General features: G+C 53.8%; 20 protein-coding genes and 1 other annotated feature. Of the genes, 15 read left to right on the top strand and 5 right to left on the bottom strand.

Going from position 1 to position 23,497, the window contains the following annotated elements:
* Nucleotides 1-46 precede the first annotated feature (46 nt).
* Nucleotides 47-1,810: a glycoside hydrolase family 35 protein gene (locus tag AC3Y2E_RS09975; RefSeq protein ID WP_379209664.1), complete on the top strand. Its 1,764-nt coding sequence runs from the start codon at nt 47-49 to the stop codon at nt 1,808-1,810.
* A gap of 87 nt (nt 1,811-1,897) precedes the next feature.
* Here AC3Y2E_RS09975 and AC3Y2E_RS09970 read toward each other — a convergent pair whose 3' ends face one another.
* Both AC3Y2E_RS09970 and AC3Y2E_RS09965 read right to left on the bottom strand, forming a co-directional pair.
* A complete protein-coding gene (locus AC3Y2E_RS09970) occupies nt 1,898-2,869 on the bottom strand; it encodes a phytanoyl-CoA dioxygenase family protein (RefSeq protein ID WP_379209662.1) in 972 nt (323 codons plus the stop codon).
* Between the two features lie 135 nt (nt 2,870-3,004).
* A complete protein-coding gene (locus tag AC3Y2E_RS09965; RefSeq protein WP_379209660.1) occupies nt 3,005-3,910 on the bottom strand; it encodes an AraC family transcriptional regulator in 906 nt (301 codons plus the stop codon).
* A gap of 180 nt (nt 3,911-4,090) precedes the next feature.
* Nucleotides 4,091-4,343, top strand: a binding site (T-box leader).
* A gap of 120 nt (nt 4,344-4,463) precedes the next feature.
* Between AC3Y2E_RS09965 and AC3Y2E_RS09960 the strand changes: the two genes are divergently transcribed.
* The 6 genes from AC3Y2E_RS09960 (at nt 4,464) to AC3Y2E_RS09935 (ending at nt 10,021) form a co-directional block, all read left to right on the top strand.
* Entirely contained in the window at nt 4,464-6,143 is a 1,680-nt protein-coding gene (locus AC3Y2E_RS09960) for a glutamine--tRNA ligase/YqeY domain fusion protein (protein WP_379209658.1), read from the top strand.
* Nucleotides 6,144-6,348: 205 nt separating this feature from the next.
* Complete coding sequence (locus tag AC3Y2E_RS09955) at nt 6,349-7,230, top strand: immunoglobulin-like domain-containing protein (RefSeq protein ID WP_379209656.1); 882 nt, start codon at nt 6,349-6,351, stop codon at nt 7,228-7,230.
* A gap of 94 nt (nt 7,231-7,324) precedes the next feature.
* Nucleotides 7,325-7,639: an ArsR/SmtB family transcription factor gene (locus AC3Y2E_RS09950; RefSeq protein WP_379209654.1), complete on the top strand. Its 315-nt coding sequence runs from the start codon at nt 7,325-7,327 to the stop codon at nt 7,637-7,639.
* Between the two features lie 37 nt (nt 7,640-7,676).
* A complete protein-coding gene (locus AC3Y2E_RS09945; protein WP_379209652.1) occupies nt 7,677-8,159 on the top strand; it encodes an SRPBCC family protein in 483 nt (160 codons plus the stop codon).
* Between the two features lie 279 nt (nt 8,160-8,438).
* Nucleotides 8,439-8,561: a hypothetical protein gene (locus tag AC3Y2E_RS09940; RefSeq protein ID WP_379209649.1), complete on the top strand. Its 123-nt coding sequence runs from the start codon at nt 8,439-8,441 to the stop codon at nt 8,559-8,561.
* Nucleotides 8,558-10,021, top strand: coding sequence for an arylsulfatase (locus AC3Y2E_RS09935; RefSeq protein ID WP_379209647.1), 1,464 nt, complete (start codon nt 8,558-8,560; stop codon nt 10,019-10,021). The genes AC3Y2E_RS09940 and AC3Y2E_RS09935 overlap by 4 nt, the downstream gene beginning before the upstream one ends.
* A gap of 189 nt (nt 10,022-10,210) precedes the next feature.
* Here AC3Y2E_RS09935 and AC3Y2E_RS09930 read toward each other — a convergent pair whose 3' ends face one another.
* Nucleotides 10,211-12,520 carry an AraC family transcriptional regulator gene (locus AC3Y2E_RS09930; protein WP_379209645.1) on the bottom strand — a complete coding sequence of 770 codons (2,310 nt, stop codon included), beginning with the start codon at nt 12,518-12,520 and terminating at the stop codon, nt 10,211-10,213.
* 342 nt (nt 12,521-12,862) lie between these two features.
* Here AC3Y2E_RS09930 and AC3Y2E_RS09925 point away from each other — a divergent pair, with 342 nt between their 5' ends.
* From AC3Y2E_RS09925 to AC3Y2E_RS09905, 5 genes are all read left to right on the top strand, one after another.
* On the top strand, nt 12,863-13,834 hold the full coding sequence (locus AC3Y2E_RS09925) for an ABC transporter permease (RefSeq protein ID WP_379209643.1): 972 nt from the start codon (nt 12,863-12,865) through the stop codon (nt 13,832-13,834).
* Nucleotides 13,835-13,861: 27 nt separating this feature from the next.
* Nucleotides 13,862-14,734: a carbohydrate ABC transporter permease gene (locus AC3Y2E_RS09920; protein WP_190928181.1), complete on the top strand. Its 873-nt coding sequence runs from the start codon at nt 13,862-13,864 to the stop codon at nt 14,732-14,734.
* Nucleotides 14,735-14,783: 49 nt separating this feature from the next.
* Entirely contained in the window at nt 14,784-16,337 is a 1,554-nt protein-coding gene (locus AC3Y2E_RS09915; protein ID WP_379209641.1) for an extracellular solute-binding protein, read from the top strand.
* A gap of 257 nt (nt 16,338-16,594) precedes the next feature.
* Nucleotides 16,595-17,722 (top strand): hypothetical protein, encoded by a 1,128-nt coding sequence (locus tag AC3Y2E_RS09910; protein ID WP_379209639.1) that lies wholly within the window; start codon nt 16,595-16,597, stop codon nt 17,720-17,722.
* A gap of 594 nt (nt 17,723-18,316) precedes the next feature.
* A complete protein-coding gene (locus tag AC3Y2E_RS09905) occupies nt 18,317-19,108 on the top strand; it encodes a helix-turn-helix domain-containing protein (protein ID WP_379209637.1) in 792 nt (263 codons plus the stop codon).
* Between the two features lie 113 nt (nt 19,109-19,221).
* Here AC3Y2E_RS09905 and AC3Y2E_RS09900 read toward each other — a convergent pair whose 3' ends face one another.
* Nucleotides 19,222-20,160, bottom strand: coding sequence for an AraC family transcriptional regulator (locus AC3Y2E_RS09900; protein ID WP_379209635.1), 939 nt, complete (start codon nt 20,158-20,160; stop codon nt 19,222-19,224).
* A gap of 350 nt (nt 20,161-20,510) precedes the next feature.
* Nucleotides 20,511-21,413, bottom strand: coding sequence for an AraC family transcriptional regulator (locus AC3Y2E_RS09895; protein ID WP_379209633.1), 903 nt, complete (start codon nt 21,411-21,413; stop codon nt 20,511-20,513).
* Between the two features lie 115 nt (nt 21,414-21,528).
* Between AC3Y2E_RS09895 and AC3Y2E_RS09890 the strand changes: the two genes are divergently transcribed.
* From AC3Y2E_RS09890 to AC3Y2E_RS09880, 3 genes are all read left to right on the top strand, one after another.
* Nucleotides 21,529-21,753, top strand: a complete 225-nt coding sequence (locus tag AC3Y2E_RS09890; protein ID WP_379209631.1) for a hypothetical protein — start codon at nt 21,529-21,531, stop codon at nt 21,751-21,753.
* Nucleotides 21,754-21,820: 67 nt separating this feature from the next.
* Nucleotides 21,821-21,970, top strand: coding sequence for a hypothetical protein (locus AC3Y2E_RS09885; protein ID WP_379209629.1), 150 nt, complete (start codon nt 21,821-21,823; stop codon nt 21,968-21,970).
* Between the two features lie 110 nt (nt 21,971-22,080).
* Nucleotides 22,081-23,388, top strand: a complete 1,308-nt coding sequence (locus AC3Y2E_RS09880) for an extracellular solute-binding protein (protein WP_379209627.1) — start codon at nt 22,081-22,083, stop codon at nt 23,386-23,388.
* Nucleotides 23,389-23,497: the final 109 nt, after the last annotated feature.

Below are 23,497 nucleotides of genomic sequence, written 5' to 3'. Positions count from 1 at the left end.
AGCATAAACATGTCGAACGACATACGATGGAAAGGCGGCGCTGCTAATGCCACTGATGGAAGCTACAAACGGACAATTTACGTATGACGGCCAGCCGTTACAAATCATATCCGGAGCGATACATTATTTCCGCACTGTCCCCGAGTATTGGCATGACCGGCTGCAAAAGCTGAAAGCATGCGGCTTCAATACGGTGGAAACCTATGTCGCCTGGAATCTGCACGAGCCCCGGCCGGGAGAGTATAACTTCGAAGGGATTGCCGATATCGAGCGGTTTATCCGGACGGCGGGCGAGCTCGGATTACATGTGATCGTCCGGCCAAGCCCTTATATTTGTGCGGAATGGGAGTTCGGCGGACTGCCGGCCTGGCTGCTGGCCGATTCGGATATGCGGCTGCGCTGCTTCCATAAGCCGTTTCTGGATCGGGTGGACGCTTATTATGACGTATTGCTGCCGAAATTCAAGCCGCTGCTGTCTACGAACGGCGGCCCGATCATCGCGATGCAGATCGAGAACGAATATGGCAGTTACGGCAACGATACGAAGTATTTGAACTATTTGCGGCAAGGCATGATCAGCCGCGGCATCGATGTGCTCCTGTTCACGTCGGACGGGCCGACCGATTCGATGCTGCAGGGCGGAACGGTGCCCGGCGTTCTCGCGACCGTCAATTTCGGTTCCCGGGTGGGGGAAGCGTTCGCGAAGCTGCGCGAATACGAAGCCAACGGTCCGGTCATGTGCATGGAATTTTGGAACGGCTGGTTCGATCATTGGGGCGAGCATCATCATACGCGGGATGCGGGCGATGTCGCGCGGGTTTTGGAAGAGATGCTGCAGGAGAACGGCTCCGTTAACTTTTATATGTTCCACGGCGGTACGAATTTCGGCTTCTACAGCGGTGCTAACTGTCCGGCGCCGAACCAGTTCCAGCCCACGATTACGAGCTATGACTACGACGTTCTGCTGACGGAAGCCGGAGATCCGACGGGCAAGTTTTATGCGGTGCGCGACGTGCTGGCCCGTTACGGATTCGCGCCCGGGGCGGAACTTCCGAAGCCAATCGCCAAGCGTGCTTACGGGAAAATCCGGACGGACCGGCAGACGGGGCTTTTCGATAGTCTGGACGTCTTGTCTGAGCCGATAGCTTCCGTATATCCGGAACCGATGGAGAAGCTGGGTCAAAACTACGGTTTTATTTATTACGAAACCCGCATTTCCGGACCGAGAGAGAAGCATCAGTTGAACTTGCAGGATGTCGCCGACCGGGCACTCGTATTCGTGGACGACCGGTTTGCGGGGACGATCGAGCGATGGGACCCGGAGACGAAAGTGTCTTTCGACGTTCCGAAGGAAGGCGTGAAGCTCGGTATCTTGGTCGAGAATATGGGCCGGATCAACTACGGTTCCTATATGAAGGACCGCAAGGGGATTACCGAAGGGGTTCGGTTCGGTTATCAGTTCCTGTTCGATTGGACGATTCGCACACTGCCGCTCGACGATTTGTCCGGCCTGACGTTCGAAGCCGGAACCGCCAACGGGCAGCAAGGCCCGGTCTTCCACAAAGCGACGCTGCAAGCGGATCATCCGGCCGACACGTTTCTGTACTTGGACAGGTGGACCAAAGGCGTCGTCTGGGTGAACGGCTTCAACATCGGCCGTTACTGGAACAAGGGTCCGCAGAAAAGCTTGTATGTGCCCGGACCGCTGCTCCGTGCGGGGGACAACGAGATCGTAATATTGGAGCTGCACGGGACGGAAACCGCCGAAATCGAGTTCAAGGACGTTCCCGATCTCGGTCCGAGCGCTTAAATAAAATCAAAACGAGCCCCATCTTCCAAATTCCGGAGGTGAGAGCTCGTTTTTTTTAGCAGATCATCTTATTGCAAGGACATCCGCCTACATCTCCATCTTGCCCATATCGCCGTCAGGCATCGCGACCATCATCGAGCCGGAGTCGTCGCCGGGCACCGGCTCGGGCGACAGCTCCACAGCGGTTCCCAACTGGGGCACAGCGTAGGGCAGGTGCGTGCGTCCCCGGGCCAAAATATGGTTTTCGTTGGAGCCGCTCCAAGGCACCCACGAACGGGCGTTGCAATAATGCAGCACATAAGCGCGGCGGAACCGGTCAGCCGTTTCGTTGCGATACGACCGATGGAGCAGGTGAGAGTGGAAAAACAGCACGTCGCCCGGCTCGGCGATGACCGGAACCGACTCTCCGTATTTCGCGGCGATCTCCGATAAATTGTTGACGGAATCATCCAAATTACTTGGAGCGCTGGCCGGAACGAGACCTTGAATGTGCCGCTCGTCGGCATGCACGTAACCTTTCCTCGCCTCCGGCGGCGGATAAATCGGCTCATGATGAGAGCCGGGGGCGACCCACAGGCAGCCGTTGGACTCGTCTGCCCGGTCCAGCGCGATCCACGCACCGATCAGGCTGTCCGGCTGCGTCTGGATGTAGAACGAATCCTGATGCCAGCCCTGGCCGCCTTTTCCCGGAGGATTGAAGAAAAGCATCGACTGCAAAGCAAGGACGTCCGGGCCGATCAACGCTTCGAGTACGTCCAGCACGAGGGGGTGCAGCAGACCCCATTCCGCCGTCTTATTGTGCAGGTGCGGCATATGCATGCGGGCGGAGGAGAGCCGCTCCGTTTTGTTCGTTCCTTTCATCCAGGCGTGATCACGGGACAGATGGTCCAGTTCCGTAACGCGGCCGTAGTAGATATCGTCCGTCCAGCTCAGCAACCGCTCGGTGTCTTCCTTTGCCAATAACCCTTTTACGAGCAAATAGCCGTTTTTGTGGTAGTTGACGTACTGGTCGACCGATACGGTATAACGAATACGTTCTTGAGGTTTTATTTCGCTCATTCCTTCGTACCCCTCTCCTTCAGATATCTTTATTGTCAAGGAAACGGAGAGATCCGGCAATGTACGAAGGCGAAACAATGATGGACAAATTTGATCTTATCGTCAGCGGATTTTGGCAGAACGGGTCTTGCATGTTTATTCATCCGGCCCCGGGTTGTCCAGAATGAAGTAGTGGTTTAACGGGTAAAACCGGCCCCAATCGTCGGGAGGGGCAAGCTCCCGCATCCGGGCGTCCCCGTATTTTCGCCGATATTCGGTCGCGGTCATTCCTGTCGTCCGGCGGAAAAGCCGGTGAAAGTAATATTCGTCGGCAAAGCCGAGATCACGCGCGATCTGCTTGATGCTGTCGGTGCGCTGCAGCAGAAGCTGAGCGGCTGCATTCATTTTGCGTCGGATGATCCAGTGCTTCGGGGCATGCCCGACATGCTGCTGGAACGTCCGTGTAAAATGCTCGTGGCTCCATCCGGCAAGCCGGGCCAGCTGTTCCACTTCGATCTGCTCTCTGGAATGGGCCTCGATATATTGCAGCGCACCGGAGATTTGAGGAGGCATCGTTCTCTCGTCGTACCGGCCGGAGTCGGATTCCGTCTCCAGTTCGCTCTCCAGCTCTTCGAGCATGTACATCAAGAGCTTCTCGGCCATCGTTCTCCATCTGGGCGGCTTCACATGGAACAGATACAGCATCTGCTTCATGTGCTGGGGGATGAGCGACCGGTCTTGCACAGGGATAACGCTATATTGAAAGTTTTTAAGCAGGCGATAATGGATCAAGCCGGATAACGGGTCGACGTCGAAATGAACGAACAGATGTCGGCATGGGCTGTCCGAATCGAAGCGGTACTCGTGCAGTTCGCCGGGACGCGTAAGCAGGACGCAAGCAGAATCGAGAATATGTCCCGTGCCGTCGGCTTCGTACCTCGTCCGGGAGCCCACCGGAAAATAGACGATCTCATAGTCCGTTAACCGTCTCGGTCCGAGATGGCGCCCGGCCTTTACGGTGACGTCGCCCGCGCGGTGAAATCGGATCTCGCGATTGTTCATCAGGATACCGGCTCCTTCTTTTTGGCAATGGCTTCTCCTATTATACCGTCTGTCCGGAGGCGAGAAAACGGAAACCGGTTTGTACTTGCGCGGGACCGGCTGCGGACGCCTCAAGTTTTCGCAGTATCCGAATAGTGGTTTACATCTTAGGGAATGATTTGTTATCATAATAGCAATATTTGAAACGCGATGATGAGAAGAGTAGGGGAGAACGTACCTGTACAGAGAGCTCCGGACGGTGAAAAGGAGCCGGGTGCTTCCCCCGAAACAAGCCTCTGAGCAGCATGCCGGAACCGCAGGCGGGGATGGATGACGGGAGCTCCCGTTATAGAGCTAGAGTATAAGCATGGCCTGTCATGCCGTACTTGAAGAGGTTAATATGGCGACATATTAACGAATCTGGGGTGGTACCACGAGAACCTTCGTCCCCAAGACATAACGTCTTGGAGGTGAAGTTTTTTTTGTTTTACCCGTGTTAACTTGGACCGGGCACTACGTGCTGCAGAGAAGTTTGCATGTTGCCACAAGCCCAGACTCAGGAGGAGGACTCGCTATGACCAACGAAAAGGAACCGACAACCGAACATTTTTTATATAAACGAATTGTGGAGGAGCTTGAATCGAATCCGTTCCATCGGACCATGTGTACGCGGTTTCCGCCCGAGCCCAACGGTTACCTCCATATCGGGAGCGCGTATGCGATCCAGACGAATTATTCGATGGCGCAAAAGTTCAACGGCCGGTTTCATCTGCGGTTCGACGACACGAATCCGCTCAAGGAAGATATCGAATACGTAAATGCGATTATCGAAGATATCCGCTGGCTTGGCTACGACCCGGGGCCGCATATTTATTACGGTTCCGACTATTCGGAACAAATCTGCGAAGCTGCGGTCGCTTTGATCCGGAAGGGAAAGGCATATGTCTGCGATCTGACGCCGGAAGAAGTCACGGAATACCGGGGGACGCTGACGGAGCCGGGCAAAAACAGCCCTTACCGCAGCCGGACCGTGGAAGAAAATTTGGAGCTGTTCGCCAAAATGAAAAAAGGCGAATTCTCGGCCTCTTCCAAAGTTCTCCGCGCCAAAATCGATATGAGCTCGCCAAATATCAACATGCGTGACCCGATTATTTACCGGATTGTTTTTGCCGAGCATTACAGGACGTGCAGCGACTGGTGCATCTACCCGATGTACGATTTCGCCCATCCGATCCAAGATGCGATCGAAGGTGTCACCTATTCGTTATGTTCGATTGAATTCAAAGATCACCGCCCTTTGTATGAATGGGTGTTAAAAGAGCTGGATATCCCCGAGCCTCCGCGGCAGCGGGAGTTCGGACGGCTGAGCTTGACGGGCGTGGTGACGAGCAAGCGGTTTTTGAGACAGCTGGTGGAAGAAGGCCATGTGGACGGCTGGGACGATCCCCGTCTTCCGACGCTGCGCGGGCTGCGGCGAAGAGGGTTCACTCCCGAAAGCATTCGCGGCTTCATCGAAGAAATCGGCAGTATCCGGACGCAAAGCACCGTCGATATATCGCTGCTCGATCATTGCCTCCGACAAGATCTGAAGCAACAAACGGTGAGTGTCATGGCGGTTCTGAATCCGCTCAAGGTGGTCATTACCAATTACCCGGACAATCACACGGAATGGCTGCCGATCGAGAATAACAGCGAAAACGAGGCGATGGGGAAACGCGAAGTGCCGTTATCCAAAACGATATATATCGAGCGCGACGATTTTATGGAAGTTCCGTCGAAAGGGTATCACCGGCTCAGTCCGAATGCCGAGGTTCGGCTGAAGGGAGCCTACTTCATCCGCTGCGAGGACGTGATCAAGGACCCGGTAACCCGGGAGATCGCGGAGCTGCACTGCACGTATGATCCGCTTACGAAGAGCGGTAGCGGTTTTACAGGGCGCAAGGTGAAAGGAACGATTCACTGGGTGTCGGCCGAACATGCGGTGAAGGCGGATGTCCATCTCTACGAGAAGCTGCTGCTGAAATCGGGTATTCCGGGGGAAGAAGACGGGGATTGGGCGGATGTGCTGAATCCGGAGTCGCTTGTAATTGTCAAGGATGCTTGGATGGAGCCCTTTGTGAATCAGGCCCGTCCGGAGCAAAAGTTCCAGTTTTTCCGTCATGGCTACTTTTGTGCGGATCGGAAGTATACGACGGGAGACAAGCTGGTATTTAACCGGATCGTCCCTTTGAAAGATACATTTAACCGAAAATAACGATTTATCCGGAACACGATAGTGGATCAGCTGCGGGGCTGCCGTTCGAAATAGAGCGGCGGCCTGGCTGCGTTTGCCCGTGTACGAACAATTCGCAAAGTATCGAAGATTATCGGTATGTAAAAATCTGAAAACCAAGGAACAATTTCATCTCCGTCCACGTTAATAAATGTAGAAAAAAATGTAGAGGGGGATGGGGAGAAACGTGGCTCGAATATTGCTGTCGGCAGCCTATGTATTCCTGGTCGTTATCCTGACGGCTGGATGTGTTCAAGAGCAAGACGTGCGACAAGCTAGCGGGAAGCAGCTGTCCAACGCGGTTCATTATTCAGTCTCGATGGGGGCAAACAAGAATCTTCCCAAGAGCGATGCAGACGGGGCGGACCGGCACTATGAGGAGGTGCAGCCTCCTTCCGGTACATGGACGGACGGCAGAGGCATCGGATCGGCGATCGCCGCGGGTTACAAGAAGCCCGGCGAAGAAGTAAGCGCGCTGCTGCACATCATCGAATCGGAGAAGGCGAAAGGGATCGAAGCTCGTACGATCCGGTACAAGCTGACGGAACGCGACCGGCAGGGGCAATTGATCCGGGGCGTGGCCGAGCATACGGAGCACATGGATCTGGAGCTTGCCTATTCCAACTTTTCCTCGAAGCTGCCCGATCGTGAAGGAACCTACTATCTCCTGACGGTCGAGATTATGGATGGCAACGCAGTGGAGGATACGGTGTTATCGCTGCTTACAGTTCCGGTGCAGAAGGTGGAAGCAGTGTTAACGCTGGATCAGACGACGTATTTCCGCAGCGCCAAGCCAGTCCTTACGATGTTGAACACCGGCCCGGCCCCCCTGTTTTTCGGACTGGACTACAAGTTCGAACGCAAGGAGGGAGACGACTGGACCGTTGTCCCGACGGGCAAAAACATCGGCGTGGAGGCTATCGGTTATGAACTGACCGAGGGTGGCGAATGGGAGCAGACGATCGAGTTCAAATATATACCGCCCGGTCAATACCGGATCGGCAAAACCGTTAATGGCCAAGGGACGTCGATTGAAAAGACGGTGTTTGCCGAGTTTGCGGTGCGGTAGGGGGGATGTATAAAGCAAAGAGATCGCGGAACCTAGAGGTTCCGCTCGTTTTATATAACTTGACAGGAATATAACCGAAAAGTAATATAATTTTATGAACAAAGACAAACTTTTCGAAGTGCTGGCCGAGCCCAACCGGAGGCGTATGCTCGACTATTTGCGGGTTCGGGAGCGATCGGTCGGGGAACTGGTCGCGTTATCGTCATTGAGCCAGCCCGGGGTGTCGAAGCATCTGCGCATTTTACGGGAAGCCAATCTGGTGAGCGTACGTAAAGAAGCACAGAATCACTTGTATCGACTGAATGCCGGACCTTTGCAGGAGATCGCGGATTGGTTCGAGCCGTACCGGCAATTTTGGTCGTCCAAGCTGGATGATTTGGAGAAGGCGCTTGATGAAGAGCAGGAGTAACCGTGCATATTACTAGCGAACAAAAAGGAGGAACCCGATGTTAGCCGTTGTGGAGCAAGTTCCGGGCGGATATAGAGCCCGTTTCGAACGTCGATTGAAGCATCCCGTCGAGAAAGTATGGTCGTACTTGACCGAGAACGACAAGCTGGCGAAATGGTTCGCCGAGTTGTCGGTCGACGATCTCCGGGAAGGGGGCGTGATCAAGTTTGACATGCAGGACGGTACGTTTGAGGAGCTTCGGATTATCGAACTGAAACCGTATTCGGTGCTCGAATATATGTGGGGCGAGGACCAGGTCCGTTTCGAGCTGTACCCGGAGGCCGAGGGATGCCGTCTCGTGTTGATTGAGCGGATTCATAAGCTTACCGATCATTCTCCGAAAGATCTCGCCGGCTGGCATGTTTGCCTGGATGCCATTATCGCTTTGCTGGACGGAGGAGAGATAGAATCGCGCGAGGATGAATGGAAAGGGTGGTACGAGAAATATTCAGCGCTGCTGGCCCAGTTTCCCAAAAACTAGTCATGGTGAAATCCGCTCAGGATCTCCATCATTTGGCGGTTTTCATTGAAAGAAAAGACAACACGATTCAACGAGCGGCTGGAGCCCGGTACCCATTCCCTCCCACGCACAAACGTTTGGGTTTGCACGTAAAAGGATTGTCAGGAGTTTTTACCTTACGGTTTTTCATTGCACAAATGGTCAAAAAATCGAACGGAATGTATATGGCATCCTGCGAAACGCTGGATTATGATGATAACGCAAGCGATCGGATAAGGATAAAGGAAAGGCGGAGAACGCATGAAAACATTTGAAACGGCAGCGGCACGATTGCTCTCCGGCGACAATCCGGACAGCGGGAGAGTCGTACCTGCCAACTGTAACCGATCCGGGCGGACCACGATGGAGCTTGGACGCGGATGAAGACGAACATCTTGCTAATTACGGTCGACCAGATGCGTTACGACTGTCTGAGCACGCTCGGACATCCGGTCGTGGAGACGCCGAATCTGGACAAGCTTGCCCGCGGCGGGGTTTTGTTCGCGAACGCTTACTCGGCGACGCCGACCTGCATACCGGCCCGTGCTGCGATCTTCACCGGCATGAGCCAGCGGTCTCATGGAAGAGTCGGCTACCGGGAAAAGGTGCCTTGGGATTATCCTCATACACTGCCCGGCGAGCTGGCGAAAGCCGGTTACCATACTCAATGCGTCGGCAAAATGCACGTTTATCCGGCCCGCAATTTGTGCGGCTTCCATAACGTCGTGCTGCACGACGGCTACCTGCACTACAGCCGCAGCAACAGCGGGATGCCGATGACGAGCCATTATGACGAGAACGACGACTACTTGCACTGGCTGCGCCAGACGGCGGGAGCCGAAGCGGATTTGACGGACCTCGGTCTCGACTGCAACGCCTCGACGGTCACCCGACCCTGGCATCTGGAGGAGCGGCTGCACCCGACGAATTGGACGGTCACGCAATCGATCGATTTTTTGCGCAGAAGAGATCCGCTCAAGCCGTTTTTCTTATGGACCTCGTTCGTCCGTCCGCATCCGCCGTTCGATCCGCCGCAAGCCTACTTCGATATGTACCGCGATCTGGAGATGCCGGAGCCTCCGGTAGGCGATTGGGTCGATGTCGAAGCGGCGGCGCGTTGCGGAACCGATCCGACGGGGCTGTCGGGTATATTGCCTAAGCGGCGGCTGAACCGGGCGAGAGCGGGCTATTATGCCTTGATCACCCATCTGGACGATCAAATTGGTCGGCTGCTGAACGCTTTGCAGGAATACGGTCTCTACGGAAATACGCTGGTCGTATTCGCTTCGGATCATGGCGAGATGCTCGGCGATCATTATTATTTCCGCAAAGCGCTGCCTTATGAAGGAAGTGCCAAAGTGCCGTTGATCGTCTGTGATCCGGGAGGCCGCCTGGGTCTGCAAAGCGGGAACCGTATCGGCCATGTAGTCGAGCTGCGCGACCTGATGCCTACGCTGCTTGATGCTGCAGGCGTCCCGATTCCGGAACCGGTCGAAGGGAAGAGCGTCATGCCGTTGTGCCGCGGAGATGAGACGGCTTGGCGCGAGTATATCCATGGGGAGCACGCTTACGGGCAATTGTCGCATCACTACGTGACGGACGGCGTCTCCAAATACGTATGGTACTCCCAGAGCGGTGAGGAACAGCTGTTTGACTTGAAGGACGACCCGCAGGAACGGGTTAACTTGGCGGGTCAAGCGTCATCGCAAAACAAGCTAAGTCTGTGGAGAAATCGTCTCGTCCGGGAATTGGAGGGGCGGGAAGAGGGCTACGTGCAGGATGGGACGCTTATAGCGGGACAGTCGCCTCGCTCTTGCCTGGATCACCTGACTGCGGGCTTGTAAACGAAAAAAGCCAGGCTGCCTCCAACATCACTTTGCGATGCTTGGAACCCCGCCAAACCGAACTTTTTTGAGAAGAAGGACCTCACTCTCCACCTGACCGTGGAATTTGAGGTCCTTTCGTTTGCAAAAGGGGAATGTTCCCATGTCATGCGATGCTTTTGGGCAACCTTTTGGCGTCGTAGCTGTGAATTATCCGGGACTCCGGGAAAACTTCTCGCGGAACTGGCCGGGTGTCAGCTCGGTGCTTTTCTTGAACAGCCGGATCAGGTAAGACGGCTGGTATCTCAGCGCTTCGGCGATATCGTTGACCTTCATATCCGTCGTCAGAAGCAGTTCTTTGCACTTCTCGATCCGCAATCCGGTCAAGTAATCGATAAAATTAACGCCCGTCACTTGCTTGAAGCTGCGGCTCAGCTTGAACGAACTGATCCCGTACCGGCTGGCGTACAGATCGAGGGAGACGTCGGTCAGCAAGTCACGGTGCAGCTCCTCCACGACCCGATCGACGATCGTTCTCGTCTCCGAATCGAAGGAGGAGGTCGCCGAACGAATGAACGGTTCGATGACGGAAACGGAAAACCAGCGGATCATCTCGTCCGGATTGCGGATCTTCATCAAATCCTCGTACAGATGGGCGCCGCCGTACACACTGTCGGGGTTCATCCCGGCGCGGAATACGGCGTCATACACGCTTCCGAGCAGCTTGAGCATCGCCTGCTGGACATGCATCTGAGTACCGGCCTTGCTGCGGATCGCTTCGACGAACCTTTGAACGCCGTCAGCCGCTTCCTCGCTAAGCCCCATGCGCATCGATTGAATAATGTCCTTCTCCAGCTCAAGCGGAAAGTCTATAGGGCCCATATCGGGCAGCATATCTTCCACGTCCAATAGGTCGATCGGCTCGTTCGGATCGCGTCTGCGCAGCGTTTTGGAAGTCTCGTTCAGCAGTCCGGGCAAGGCGAGCGCCGAATCCGTCAGCTTGCCGACGGCGATCGCTACGTTCACCTTCAACAATCCGCTCAAGGCGGAGGCGATATCGGCCGACAATGCAAGCAGCGTTTCTTTGGCCTTCGGCGCCGGTACCGAATTGTCGATCGCGAGCAGGACGCCGACGGTCGAATTCTGAAAGTTGATCGCATGCGCATGAACGGCCGCGGTCCGGCACAGCTCCTGCATGATGTTGGCGGCCGCATAATCGATCAGCTGCTCGTCCCGGTCGGAAAACTTCGCATCCGGCGTTCCTTTCCCGTACAAGCCGGCTACCAGAAATGCAAACCGGGTTCCTTCCACGTTCCACTCGTACTGCCGCAGCTTCTCGATCACTTCTTGATCGGAAAACGGCATGATTCTCCCTTGCAAAAACTGCAGCAAATACCCTTCCCTGAGCGACGGCAGCGATTGCTGCAACCGTCCTTGCAGCAGCTCGCTCTCGTCCAATTGCAACTTCCATTGGCGTTCGATATATGCTATCTCGTTCATCCGGTCGCTGCCGGTTTCTTTGGCCGAATGAAACAAACCGACCAGTCGCTGAATCGGGTTATAGATCCGTTTGGACGCAAACCACGACAACAGCAGCGCCAGTGCAAGGCCGAACGCGCTGACCGCAACGATCATGCGGGACATGTCGTTCACCGGGGCGGTGATCCGATCGAGAGGGGTGGCCGAGACATAGATCCAGTCTTTGCCGAGCCTGGAGAGATGACCGTACGAGACGGAATAGCTCGTATCCTTCCATTTATACACAAAAGTATCCTGGGACGCTTCCATAGCAAGAATCCGCTTGGTCAGCGTCTCCCGCAGTCCGGTATCGCCGTGGTCATGAGCCGACAGAATCGAGCCGTCCGGATTCATCAAGAATGCGTTTCCATCTGCGGCAGCAAGCGGGCTGACCAATTGATCCAGCGCCCCCTGGTTCAAATAAATCAGAAACGCTCCGAATGGCTGGTCGCTGAACGTCGGATACAGCTTGGTTACTACGCCTTTGTACGACGAATGGTTCAGATCGAGCTTGGCCAGGCTGTCCGTCCAATAGATTTTGCGGTCCGTATCGAGCAGCGCTTGAAAAGCGCGGATGCTGTCTTCTCCCTGCAGCGTACGTACGCCCCAATGGTCGCTGATTACCTTGCCGGAGTCTTTCAAATAAAACGCAACGTCGAAAATTAACGGATTGCTGTCTTTCATCAGAGCGAGAGAGAGGTATAGATCTTTCGTTTTCTGAAACTGCTCTGCGAAGTTCAACGAAGCGAGCGATTCGTCAAATTCGGGATTAAACGCAAGCTGGGCGGAGAACAGCTCCAGACGGGACAAATATTCGTCGGTTTGCCGGATGGATTGATTCAACTGCTCCTGGTGCGCTTGATTCAGCTCGCGTACGATAGGTTCGGCGCCAAAATTATAGATGCCGATTCCGATGAGCAAGGCCGGAAGACAAGTGATGGCGAGGACAAGCACAAGACTTTTCCAATAAAACGAACCTTTGCGATGTTCCGTTTTTTTCATGATGCCGGTCCCTTTCCGCCGAAAATGGTTGCCGCGTTCTTCCGGGCGAAGAACGACGATGCCTTTCCTATTTTACCTAATCGGATAGCCGAGTTCAACGGTTTGCAAAACAATACTATCGCCGGAAATCCGCATAGGATCAACGCTTTTCGCTTACAAGATGTTATTATTGCTGGAAATGGTCTGCAGGATATAGGATGGACCCAAGCAGAAGACGGAGGAGAGCCGCTCCGGTTAAGGCCGACAGTCTGAGAAGGCTTCGTTCGGAATAAAGAACACCGTCCGGCCGATTCGAACGGCACTAACCATTCTAACACAAGAAAGAAACGGGGGATACTTGCATTGAAAGCCAACACGAGCGCTCCACCAACCACCACTCGGGCCATACCGTCCGACAAAACTTCGAAGCTGCGCCGCCTGGCTTCTGATCTGGCCAGAGACAAATATTTGTATTTGCTCGCGCTGCCTGGACTGCTGTATTTTATTATTTTCAAATACGTGCCGATCGGCGGACTGATCATCGCGTTCCAAGACTACTCGCCTTACTTCGGCATTTTGAAGAGCGAATGGGTGGGGCTGGAGCATTTCGAACGTTTTTTCTCCAATGACGATTTCGGGATGCTGCTGCGCAATACGATGATGATCAGCTTGATGAACATCGTGTTTTTCTTCCCGCTGCCGATTCTGCTGTCTCTGATGCTGAACGAGCTGCGAAGCATGGCGTATAAGCGGATCGTCCAGACCGTCGTCTACATTCCGCATTTTCTGTCTTGGGTGCTCATATCCGGGCTGACGTACTTAATGTTGTCGCAATCCGAAGGGCTGGTCAACAAAATTATCCACGAATTCGGGGGAGAGCGAATCGGCTTTTTGACCGATCCCGACATGTTCTGGGGACTGCTGACCGTACAGGTGATGTGGAAAGAAGCGGGCTGGGGGACGATCATTTTCCTCGCGGCGATCGCAGGCGTCGATCCGCAGCTGTACGAAGCGGCCGTCGTCGACGGAGCCGGGCGGTTCCGCAAAATGTGGCATATTACACTGCCGGCCATTCGCAACGTAATCGTCATCTTGTTTATTTTGAGACTCGGCTCCGTTATGGATGTCGGCTTTGAGCAAGTATACCTGATGATGAACGGAGCTGTATCCAACGTGGCGGACGTATTCGATACGTATGTGTATCGCAACGGCGTGCAGCAAGGCCAATTCAGTTACAGCACGGCCATCGGTCTGTTCAAATCGATCGTAGGCATCGTTCTCGTCGTCGCCGCCAACAAGCTGGCCAAACGATTCGGCGAAGAGGGCGTTTATTAAACCGTATCCGCAGGAGGGAGAAATCATATGCGCAGAAGCTGGGGAGACCGGTTATTCGAAACAGGCAACGCTGCGGTACTTGCGATTGTCAGCCTGGCCTCGATCTTTCCGATTTATTATACATTCGTCTTATCTTTCACCGATCCGGCGGAATATTATCAGAAACCGCTCATTTTATTTCCGGAAAACTGGACGCTCGACGCATACCGTTATTTAATGTCGACGGACACGTTTTTGAACGCGATCGGCAACAGCGCATTTCTGGCGACAGTTGGAACCGCATTCAGTCTGATCGTCACCTCGGGTCTGGCTTATGCGATATCGCGCAAAAGACTCCGGTTCCGCCGCGTCATCATGTTCGGCGTGCTGTTCACGATGCTGTTTCAGCCGGGACTGATCCCTTCGTATCTGATCGTCCGTCAGGTCGGGCTGATCGACAGCATCTGGTCGTTGATTGTCCCGGCTTTAACCGGCGGGTGGTTCGTGCTGCTGATGAAAGGTTTTTTCGACAGCATCCCGGACAGCCTGGAGGAGGCGGCGCGCATCGACGGCGCTAATGAGATCGGGATCTGGTTCCGCATCATTTTACCGTTGTCGCTTCCCGCGATGGTCGCGTTCGGCCTGTTCTTTGCGGTGGGCTACTGGAACACGTTTTTCTCGGCGATTATGTTTATCAACGATCAGCGCAAATGGCCGCTTCAAGTCATCCTGCAAAATATGCTCGTCGATCCGAGCACGTCCAATGCAAGCGTAGCCGACTTCCGGACGAGCCAGAAGATGCCGACAGAAACGCTGAAGATGGCCGCTGTCGTGATTGCTACCGTACCGATCATGCTGGTGTATCCGTTCTTGCAGAAGCACTTTGCCAAAGGAGCAATGGTGGGGTCTGTAAAAGAATGATCACATATCCGTTTTTGTTGTACACTATCATTAATAGGAGGTCACCGAGATGAACAAAAGAAAAAAAGGCTGGCAAGCGGCAGGCGCCGTCTTGCTGGGCACATCGCTCGTCGTATCGGCTTGCGGCGGCACCGGCTCGTCCGGAAGTACGGACGGCGGAGCCAAGGGAACGAGTCCGGAAGGCGGCAAAACGGAAATTACCGAAATTACAATGAACACGCTCAGCTATGGAACGGAGTTTCCGGACGACAATAACGCGATCGTCAAAGAGTTCGAGAAACGGACGAACACGAAGCTGAAAATCGACTGGGTGCCGGCGACGACGGCCGAGGACAAGTTCAACGTGCTGTATGCGTCGGGCAATTTACCGGACCTGACGTTCGTCGAAGATTTGGATAACCAGCAGATCCGCAATATGATCAAGCAAGGCGTCTTCTGGGACCTGACCCCGTTTATTAAAGATTACAAAAACTTGTCCAATCCCGCGATCAAGGATATGTGGGAAATGTCCAAAATCGGCGGGAAAAACTACTCCGTACCGCGGTTTTATCCGAAACACGGCGGCGGCGTCTTCCCGATGCTGCGCAAGGATTGGCTGGATAAGCTGAACCTGAAAGTGCCGGAAACGATGGATCAGCTGTTCGATACGCTCAAAGCGTTCAAGGACGGCGATCCGGACGGCAACGGCAAAGCGGACACGATCCCGTATTCGGCAAGCGCGGCTTACATGGGCTTTGTCTATAACGTATATAACGATACTCAAGGGGCATGGAAGCTGCGGGACGGCAAGCTGTACCCGATCATTACCGAGGACGCCTCGCGCGACGCTTTGTTGTGGCTGAAAAAAGCGTACGATGCCGGACTGTTCCCGCCCGATTTCGCCATTATGAAGTTCTCGCAAATTAACGATACGCTTCACGCCGGCAAAGCCGGGGGCGCCGGTTATGCGATGAATGCCGCGCTGTCCCGTACGGTGGAGATCAAGAAAGTGGTGCCGGAAGCGAACCTGATCCCGCTTGTATCGCTGGCAGGACCGTCCGGAAGCAAATATACGCCGTCCGGAGCGCCGTTCTACGGACATTTCCTTATCCCGAAAAAAGTATCGGAAGCCAAGGTGAAAAAGATACTGTCGTTCCTCGACTACGGCTATAGTCCGGAAGGCAACGAACTGGCCAACTACGGAGTGAAGGACGTACACTTCAACGAAAAAGACGGGCTTAAAGTGCCGACCGATCAATTCAAAAAAGATAAGGTCGAAGAAGGCTTCCAGTACATCTTCCTGAAGCTGAGCGACGAGCAGGTGCTGGGCGACCCTTCGCTGACGACGAAAGAAATTTACGCGCGGAACCAGAGCATTTTGGACGAGCGCAAAAAAATTATCGTCCCGAACCCGGCCTTCGGACTCGTCTCGGAATCGAACACGAAGCTGATGCCGGATCTGAAGAAAAAAGTCGACGATATGCGCGTCAAAGTCATTCTTGGCCAGGAGTCGATGCAGGCTTACGACGATTTCATCAAGAAACTGAAGGAAGACCCGAACTTGAAAAAGATCGAGAAAGAAATGAACGATGCATACGCCGAAAAAGCTGCCGCAGCAAAATAACGTTCTCGGAGCAACCTGTTATACGATTTCAGCCGTCCGGCAAGTCTGGACGGTTTTTCTATATGCTCTCAAGTGCAAGGGCAGTTATTCGGCTATGAAGTCCAAATAAATAGGGCATGTCGGGGTATCAAAATGTACAGTTCGGTCGGAAAAAGGGGGGGGCAGCGGATTTAGCGTTGACGATCCAGGGGATGCAGAGATAGACTTTTCTTAAGTGTAGACTGAACGTTAGATGTAATGAAAAGGGGGAGCCCTTAATGGATTCGCCACATATACCGTCCATCCGGATCGATAACCGGCATGCAGGTGGAAATATTCAGGTTTTGTCTGTTGAAGAAAAGCGCGTCGTACTGAAGCAGGAAATGAGAGACACGTTCGGCTGGTGGTTTTACTGGAATTTTGCTGCTCTGGCCGCAAATCCGAAGACGGTAACGTTTGCATTTGCCGATGGGGAAGTGATCGGACCATGGGGGCCTGCCGTCAGCGAGGACGGGGTTCATTGGCGATGGCTTGGAGCGGCTTCGCTTTTGTCCAGGAACGAATTTAGTTACACGTTCCGGCATGCCGGCGAGAGGGTCTACTTCTGTTTCTGTATTCCTTACCAGCTGCACCATTTCGAACGATATTACGCGCGCATTGGCGGGCATCGGAACGTGAAACGGGAGTTGTTGACCGAATCCGAGCTGTTGAAGCCTGTTCCATTGCTAACGTTGGGCAATCGTATGACGAATCGCCATATGTTCTTCACAGCCAGACATCATGCCTGCGAATCGACTCCGTTGTATGTGCTTGAAGGCTTGATCGAAGCTCTTCTAACAGCCGAATCTTCCCCCGTCCTGGAACGTTATCTGGTTCATTTTATTCCATTCATCGATATCGATGGGGTGGAGAACGGAGATCAAGGCAAGTCTCGCTTGCCGCACGATCATAACCGCGACTATACGGATACCCCGATTTACCGCTCGACCGCAGCGCTGATGAACTATGCCAAAGGAGTTCAGCCAGAGATCGCGATCGATTTCCATGGTCCGTTCAAATGGGGGGATCGGAATGACGTCCCTTTTTTCGTCAATCGCCATAGTCCGTTGAAAGAGGAGGTAAACAACCTGAGCGGGAAACTGGAGAAAATTAGCGGAGCCCGCAGCGAAGCGGATGCGATTCGACATAAATCCATCGATAATCTGAGTATGGGAGAAGACTGGAATCAGCCTAATCCGGCAACCTGTGCCAGCTTTTTCGAGAGATCCGGCGCCCGGCTTGCATGCAGCTTTGAATTCCCTTATTTCGGAAGCACCGATGCGGCTCCGATTACTGCGGATAACAGCAGACGGTTTGGTCACGATTTCGCCCGGGCTATGGAACAGTATGTTGAGACCATCGATTAAACCGTACTTCCGATTTTGCCAAGGTGTTACATAACCAAGCCGGTACCCTCAAATAATTAGGAATGAAGAAGGAGCCTCGAATCGACCCGATTCAGGCTTTTTCGCGTAAATCCACCCTTGAACGAAAAACGTTCCGAATAAAACCAAGTTTTCCTATCATATTCTCAAATAAAAAAGCAAGGTGTGGTGCTGACTGAGAAGGGACAGAAAGAATGAAATCGTAGTATACGTAATTAGAGGCTCTACGCTGAAAAAATTCGTCATGTTGGATATACTCGTAGGCTCCGGGATATTTTATGTAGTTAAATTTATATTCGCAAACGTCCTGGTCGCATCAGCAAGCAGTTTTCTCGGGACGGAAGGGATTAAACGGGTTCCGAAGTTTTTTAGGAGATCGTAATAGAGCGGACGGTTGGACCGGCAGCTCTCCGTTTCAATCTGCTTGACGGTCGGCGAAGGCGGCGCGAACGGATGGGTAAGCCCGGGAAGCTTTGCGGATTCAGCGGCTGACGCGATTTTTTTGGAATTGAACTTTAGGCGAACGGCCGGATATGCTACCATAAAGAGCAAAGGAATCCGTTGGAGGGAAAAACGTTGGCGGAACAGCTGCACATCCGAAGCTTTATTGGCACACACGGGAAAGAGTGGGGCGATCCGGACTTTTTTCGGCATGCCAGTCTGGAGATTACGAACATCCTGGACGGCGCCGGCACGTTTCAATACGGAAACGAAACGATACCGGTAAGCGCCGGGCAGACGGTGCTGATTCCGTCGAACGTATCCCATTCGTTTCAAGCCGTCACGCCGATCCGGTTCGGCGTGATCTTGGCCGACGGATTGCCGGAGGAGACGAGGCAGCTGTTCGGCCGGCTGATCCGGGGTGAAGCTCCGTCCGTCATTACATTCTCGCAGTTCAATCAGGAGCAGTTCGAGATCTTGTTCAGACAATGGCTGCGTGTCATGGCATCGCCCCTGAAGGAGCCGGAGCGGAACCGGCTGGCCTGGCTGACCGTGCTGCTGCTGTTCATCACCGAGCATTCCCAGGCTGACCGGCAGGCCGTATCGATCGCACATATTGCGGACCATATCCGGGAGCATCTGCACAGCGGCCTTTCGATCGCCGACATGGCCGGGATGGCCGGACTTTCCGAGGAAGGATTCCGCAAGCGGTTCTACAAAGTGTACGGCATGTCGCCCAAGCAGTTCCAGCAGCAGTGCCGACTGACGGAGGCCAAATGGCAGCTCAGCTCGACGGAGAAAGATATGCAGGCGATCGCCGAGTCGATCGGCTTCACGCAGCTGCATTCGTTCTCCGCCTGGTTCAAAAAGCTGGAAGGGCACTCGCCCTCGGATTGGCGCAGAAATCAACGGTTGTTCCATCAGTAGCTATCGATGAAAAGGAGCCAAGCCCTCGGAAGAAGGGGCTGGCTCCTTTGTCATTGCGCCGGTAATCCGGCATCTCTCGAGATACAGGCGGCGAACCATCGTCCAAGGCAATATCAGTTGTTGATCGAAGCAGCAGCATGACCGCTTCGTTCCATGTAGCGGTATTCCGAGGGGGTCATACCGGTTTTTTGTTGAAACAGGTGGCAGAAATATTGAGTCGAGGAATAGCCGACATCGCCGGCGATCCGTTCGATCGACAGGCTGCTCGTTCGCAGCAAATCCTTGGCTACTTCCACCCGTGTATGCATCAGTTTATGTTTAAACGACGTATTGAAATGTTTTTTGAGCAGTCGGTGCGTCTGCTTCGTGCTCAAGTTCAGCGTATCGGCCAGCATCTCCAGCGTCAAATCTTTGTGACAGTTGGAGAAAAACGAATCAATTAAATACGACCATTGATCGTACTTGTCTTTGCACGGTATCGCATACGCCCGGTCCGCCGGGTGTTCCGTCTGAATGCCTCTTACCAGCTCGACGATCATCTGGGCGAACAAGCTGAGCACTTTCGTGTAGGAGCCTACCGCGGGATTTTCCATTTCTGTCCGCGCCTCCGCCAATAGGCGAAACATGGTTCGATTCCGGATCGGATCGGTCAGCTGACAATAAGTGAGCCGGGACAACGCCGCCTTGATCTGTTCGGCTTCCTCCTTCGGAAAGCCGGGGTCCGCGGACAGAACGTCCTGAAACGTGAAGCGAAACGTAGAACGCTCTCCGGGCAACACCGGGTCCGGCTCGAACGAATGGAAGATATGTTGGCCGATGATATGGATGGAACCGGTTTCAAGATGCTGCTCGCGGTCTTCCAAGACGAGTGTACCGATGCCGGAATCGATGAATTGCAGCTCGATCGCCGCGTGATTGTGCTTTTTGTTGCGGACAATCGTCATCGGATAAATGTTGTTGTCGAGCAAAATATCGAACAGCAGCGGGCCGAAACGGACTTTAATGTTGAGCTGACCCCAGGCTACAGGAACGGAGCGATTTTCCGAATTCATCAACAGGTTCCCTCCTTGTGCGATTCCGTATGAGGTACAAGTTAATCCACATTGTATCACGACAAGAGAGCAAGACGTCAACAGTCTGTATGCGGAAGTGGAAATGGTGCAAGGACACGATTCAATCTTTCTGAGACTCTATGAACATAGGTATCGAACTTTTTTCCGCCGCAAGCCAATCGGTATTCTCTTCATATTCACATGTCCTCAAGTTCTTGTCATCTAATTAATTTAGAATAACTTGAGGACTTTTTCGATTTTACAGGAAATTTCCACGATCATTTCTTTTTATCGTATCTTGAAGTCGCACCGGCAAACGCTGCATACGGCAGCGGGCCCGGGAGGCGCGCTCACTCATACTTCGGCCGGTACTGCATGGGCGATACGCCGGTCCATCGGCGGAACTGGCAGGAAAAGTGGCTGAGCGAATGAAAGCCGAGCTCCAGGGCAATGCCCTCGATCGGAAGGTTGGTCGTCACCAGCAGCCGTTTTGCCCGGTTCAGGATCAACTCGCTGACGTAGCGGCGAGGCGAGACGCCGTATACTTTGGTGAACAGCTTCGAACATCGGCTGCGGCTTAAGTGCAAGTCTCGGGCGATCCGGGCGACGGATTCGTCGGAATCGGCCGTTACCATCCGCCGAAGCCGTTCTTCGATCGCATGAGCCGTTTCGATTTCCATAAAAGAAGCGACGGAAGGCCGGGCTTTCCCGCCGGGCGCTTGAGTAGCGGCGCATTGTGCAGTTAACGAAGTGACTATCAATAAAATCGCGGCTTGCAGTTCAAGCTTGCGCAGCGGAGCGATATCCAGAGCTACGAGTTTGTCGGACGGGTCGGACGAAGGGCCGTCCGTCAGGCTCAGCGCCATCAGTCGCTCAACGCGCGTAACGATTTCCGCCAGTCCGCCCGCAACCGCATCGGCACCACCCAGCAGAAAGCAGTCGGCGGCGTTGAGCTGCCTGCGCAAGTCAGGATCGTCCACATCAAAGTGGATGTTCAAAAACGAATACGGCTCATCAGCGAGGTTCTCCAGCCGATGGCGCACGCCCGCTTTCAGCAGCATCCAATCTCCCGCGCGCATCTTCCGTTCGCCTACTCCCACAAACTGCACGACTTCACCGCTGAAGCAGTATAATATTTCAAACAAATGATGATGATGCAGCGGATACGACCAACCCGGCGGCTTGACGAAAAATCCGCAGCCCTTGATTTGCAGTGTGCTGGTCATATTTGGAAAGATCACCTCGATATCCATCCGCTTCCTCCGTTCGACTCGACTGCAGACAGTCCCTTCAGTTGTGCAGCAGGCCATGCATTTTTCTTTTTTTCATTTTATCATATTTAGAACATCCTTAATGGTAATGGCACAAATGCTAAAAAAAACAAACGCTTTGCGCATGGTCCCGGGCGCAAATCCGGCTTATGATGGAGGCAACCGCCACCTGGAACAAGCTGTCGCCGTATCCGGAAAAGCAAGCCGGCAACGGGCGGGCGTTGGCGTGCCGGACGATTGCACGCTGCTCCGTCGGAGCAATCAAGGCAATCTGCGCCGGGAAGAATCACAGCGGAGCAGATGGGCTCTATCGATCGACTGACGTTTCGTAGGCGCCTGCCCGGCCGATGTTGTTCGCAGGACAAGCCATTAGATGGGGGGGCGCAAACATGGCGAGAAAGGACGGAGAAGAGCGTTATGACGTTTCTGTAGGCAAAAAAGCGGACTATTTGGGTTTAAGGGAAAACCGCTGCGGATTATTTCAGGTTCGATTCATTATTACCGCAGTGTCCGGTCTGACCTTCCAGCCATCGGCGTGAAGGGTTGTAATCTTCTTTTGAAATCTATTTCAATCTGAAATTAAAAGCAATACTGAAAACGATTACATTTTGAGAGTGCTTTTAAACCAAATAACGAAATGGGTGTCATTATGTTGAAACCATCGATAGCGATCGGAGCGGCGGGACTGCTGCTCGTACTTGCAGCCTGCTCCGGAGCGGGCACGCCGGATACCGGCAAAGGGACGGAGGAGGGGGCTCCTGCCCAGCCCGAGAAAAAAGAAGCGATCACGCTTCACTTTTACAACGTCGGTGGCAATTTCGACGCCGAAGGCTACTTCGAAGAAAAGTTCGGCAAAGCGATCAAGGCGAAATTCCCACACGTTACTCCGGTAATGATTCCTACCACGAGCGGATCGCTCGACAAGATGATCGCGTCGAACCAGCCGATCGACGTCATTTTCGGCTCGGTCGGCCTCGTCTACAACAGCATCTTTTTGAACGAAATGCAATACGATATCGAACCGCTCGTCAAAAAATACAAGACGGACTTAAGCCGCTTCGAGCCTCAGGCGCTCGAGATGATCCGGCAAATGAGCGGCGGCAAGCTGTACGCGCTGCCTTTCGACTCCGCAGCGTCTGTCATTTACTACAACAAAAACTTGTTCGACAAGTTCGGTGTCGACTACCCGAAGGACGGCATCACCTGGGACGAGCTGTACAACTTGTCGGTCAAGCTGACGCGCAACGAAGACGGCGTCCAATATTACGGCTTCACGATTTCACCGAATCATTACTTTTGGCGCAACCAAATGTCGCTCAACTTCGTCGATCCGAAAACGCTGCAAGTGTCGCTGACGAACGACAACGTCAAAAGCCTCATGGACAACATCGCCCGCTTTTATCAAATTCCCGGCTTCAATCCGGATAAGGCAAAAATGGATAGTTTGACCAAAATGTTTTTCCGGGATCAAGTGTCGGCGATGTGGACGCCGGTTGCCGGTCTGCACGTCGAGAAAGATCTGGCCCCGCTCAATTGGGATATCGTCTCGTACCCGACGATGAACGGCTTCGGGCCACAGCCTTATCCGGTCTTCGCGTTCCTGAACGTCGGCAGCAAACACAAGGACGACGCGTACCAGGTGATGGACTTTTTATCCACCGAGGAGTTTCTGACGGAGAAGGCGAAGGCGGCGACGTTCATCCCGGCGCTGAGCAGCGATAACATTCCGAAAGTATTCGGCCAGGACGCGCCGCTGTACAAAGGGCGCAATATCGCCGCGATCCCGCTGAAAAATATGGCGAAGCCGTCTCCCCAGAGCAAATATTACTCGGTGGCCGGGGCGCATCTAACGAACGCCTTGCGCGGCATTTTGTACGAGGGCAAAGACGTCAATACGGCGCTGCGGGATGCCGAGGAAGCGGTCAAGAAGGCGATCGAGGCTGATAAAAACAAGTAGCTGCGGAGGCCGAAGGCCGTGGAAGCGGTTTGAACGAGGCGGAGTATACACGCCGCTGCTGCGGCGGTCGGCCGGTGAAAGGCGCATGAAACCGACTTATAAAAACGGC

It is taken from the genome of Paenibacillus sp. MAH-35 (assembly GCF_058135425.1).
The sequence above is the reverse complement of the archived record's forward strand: the minus strand, read 5'-3'. Positions and strand labels throughout refer to the sequence as shown.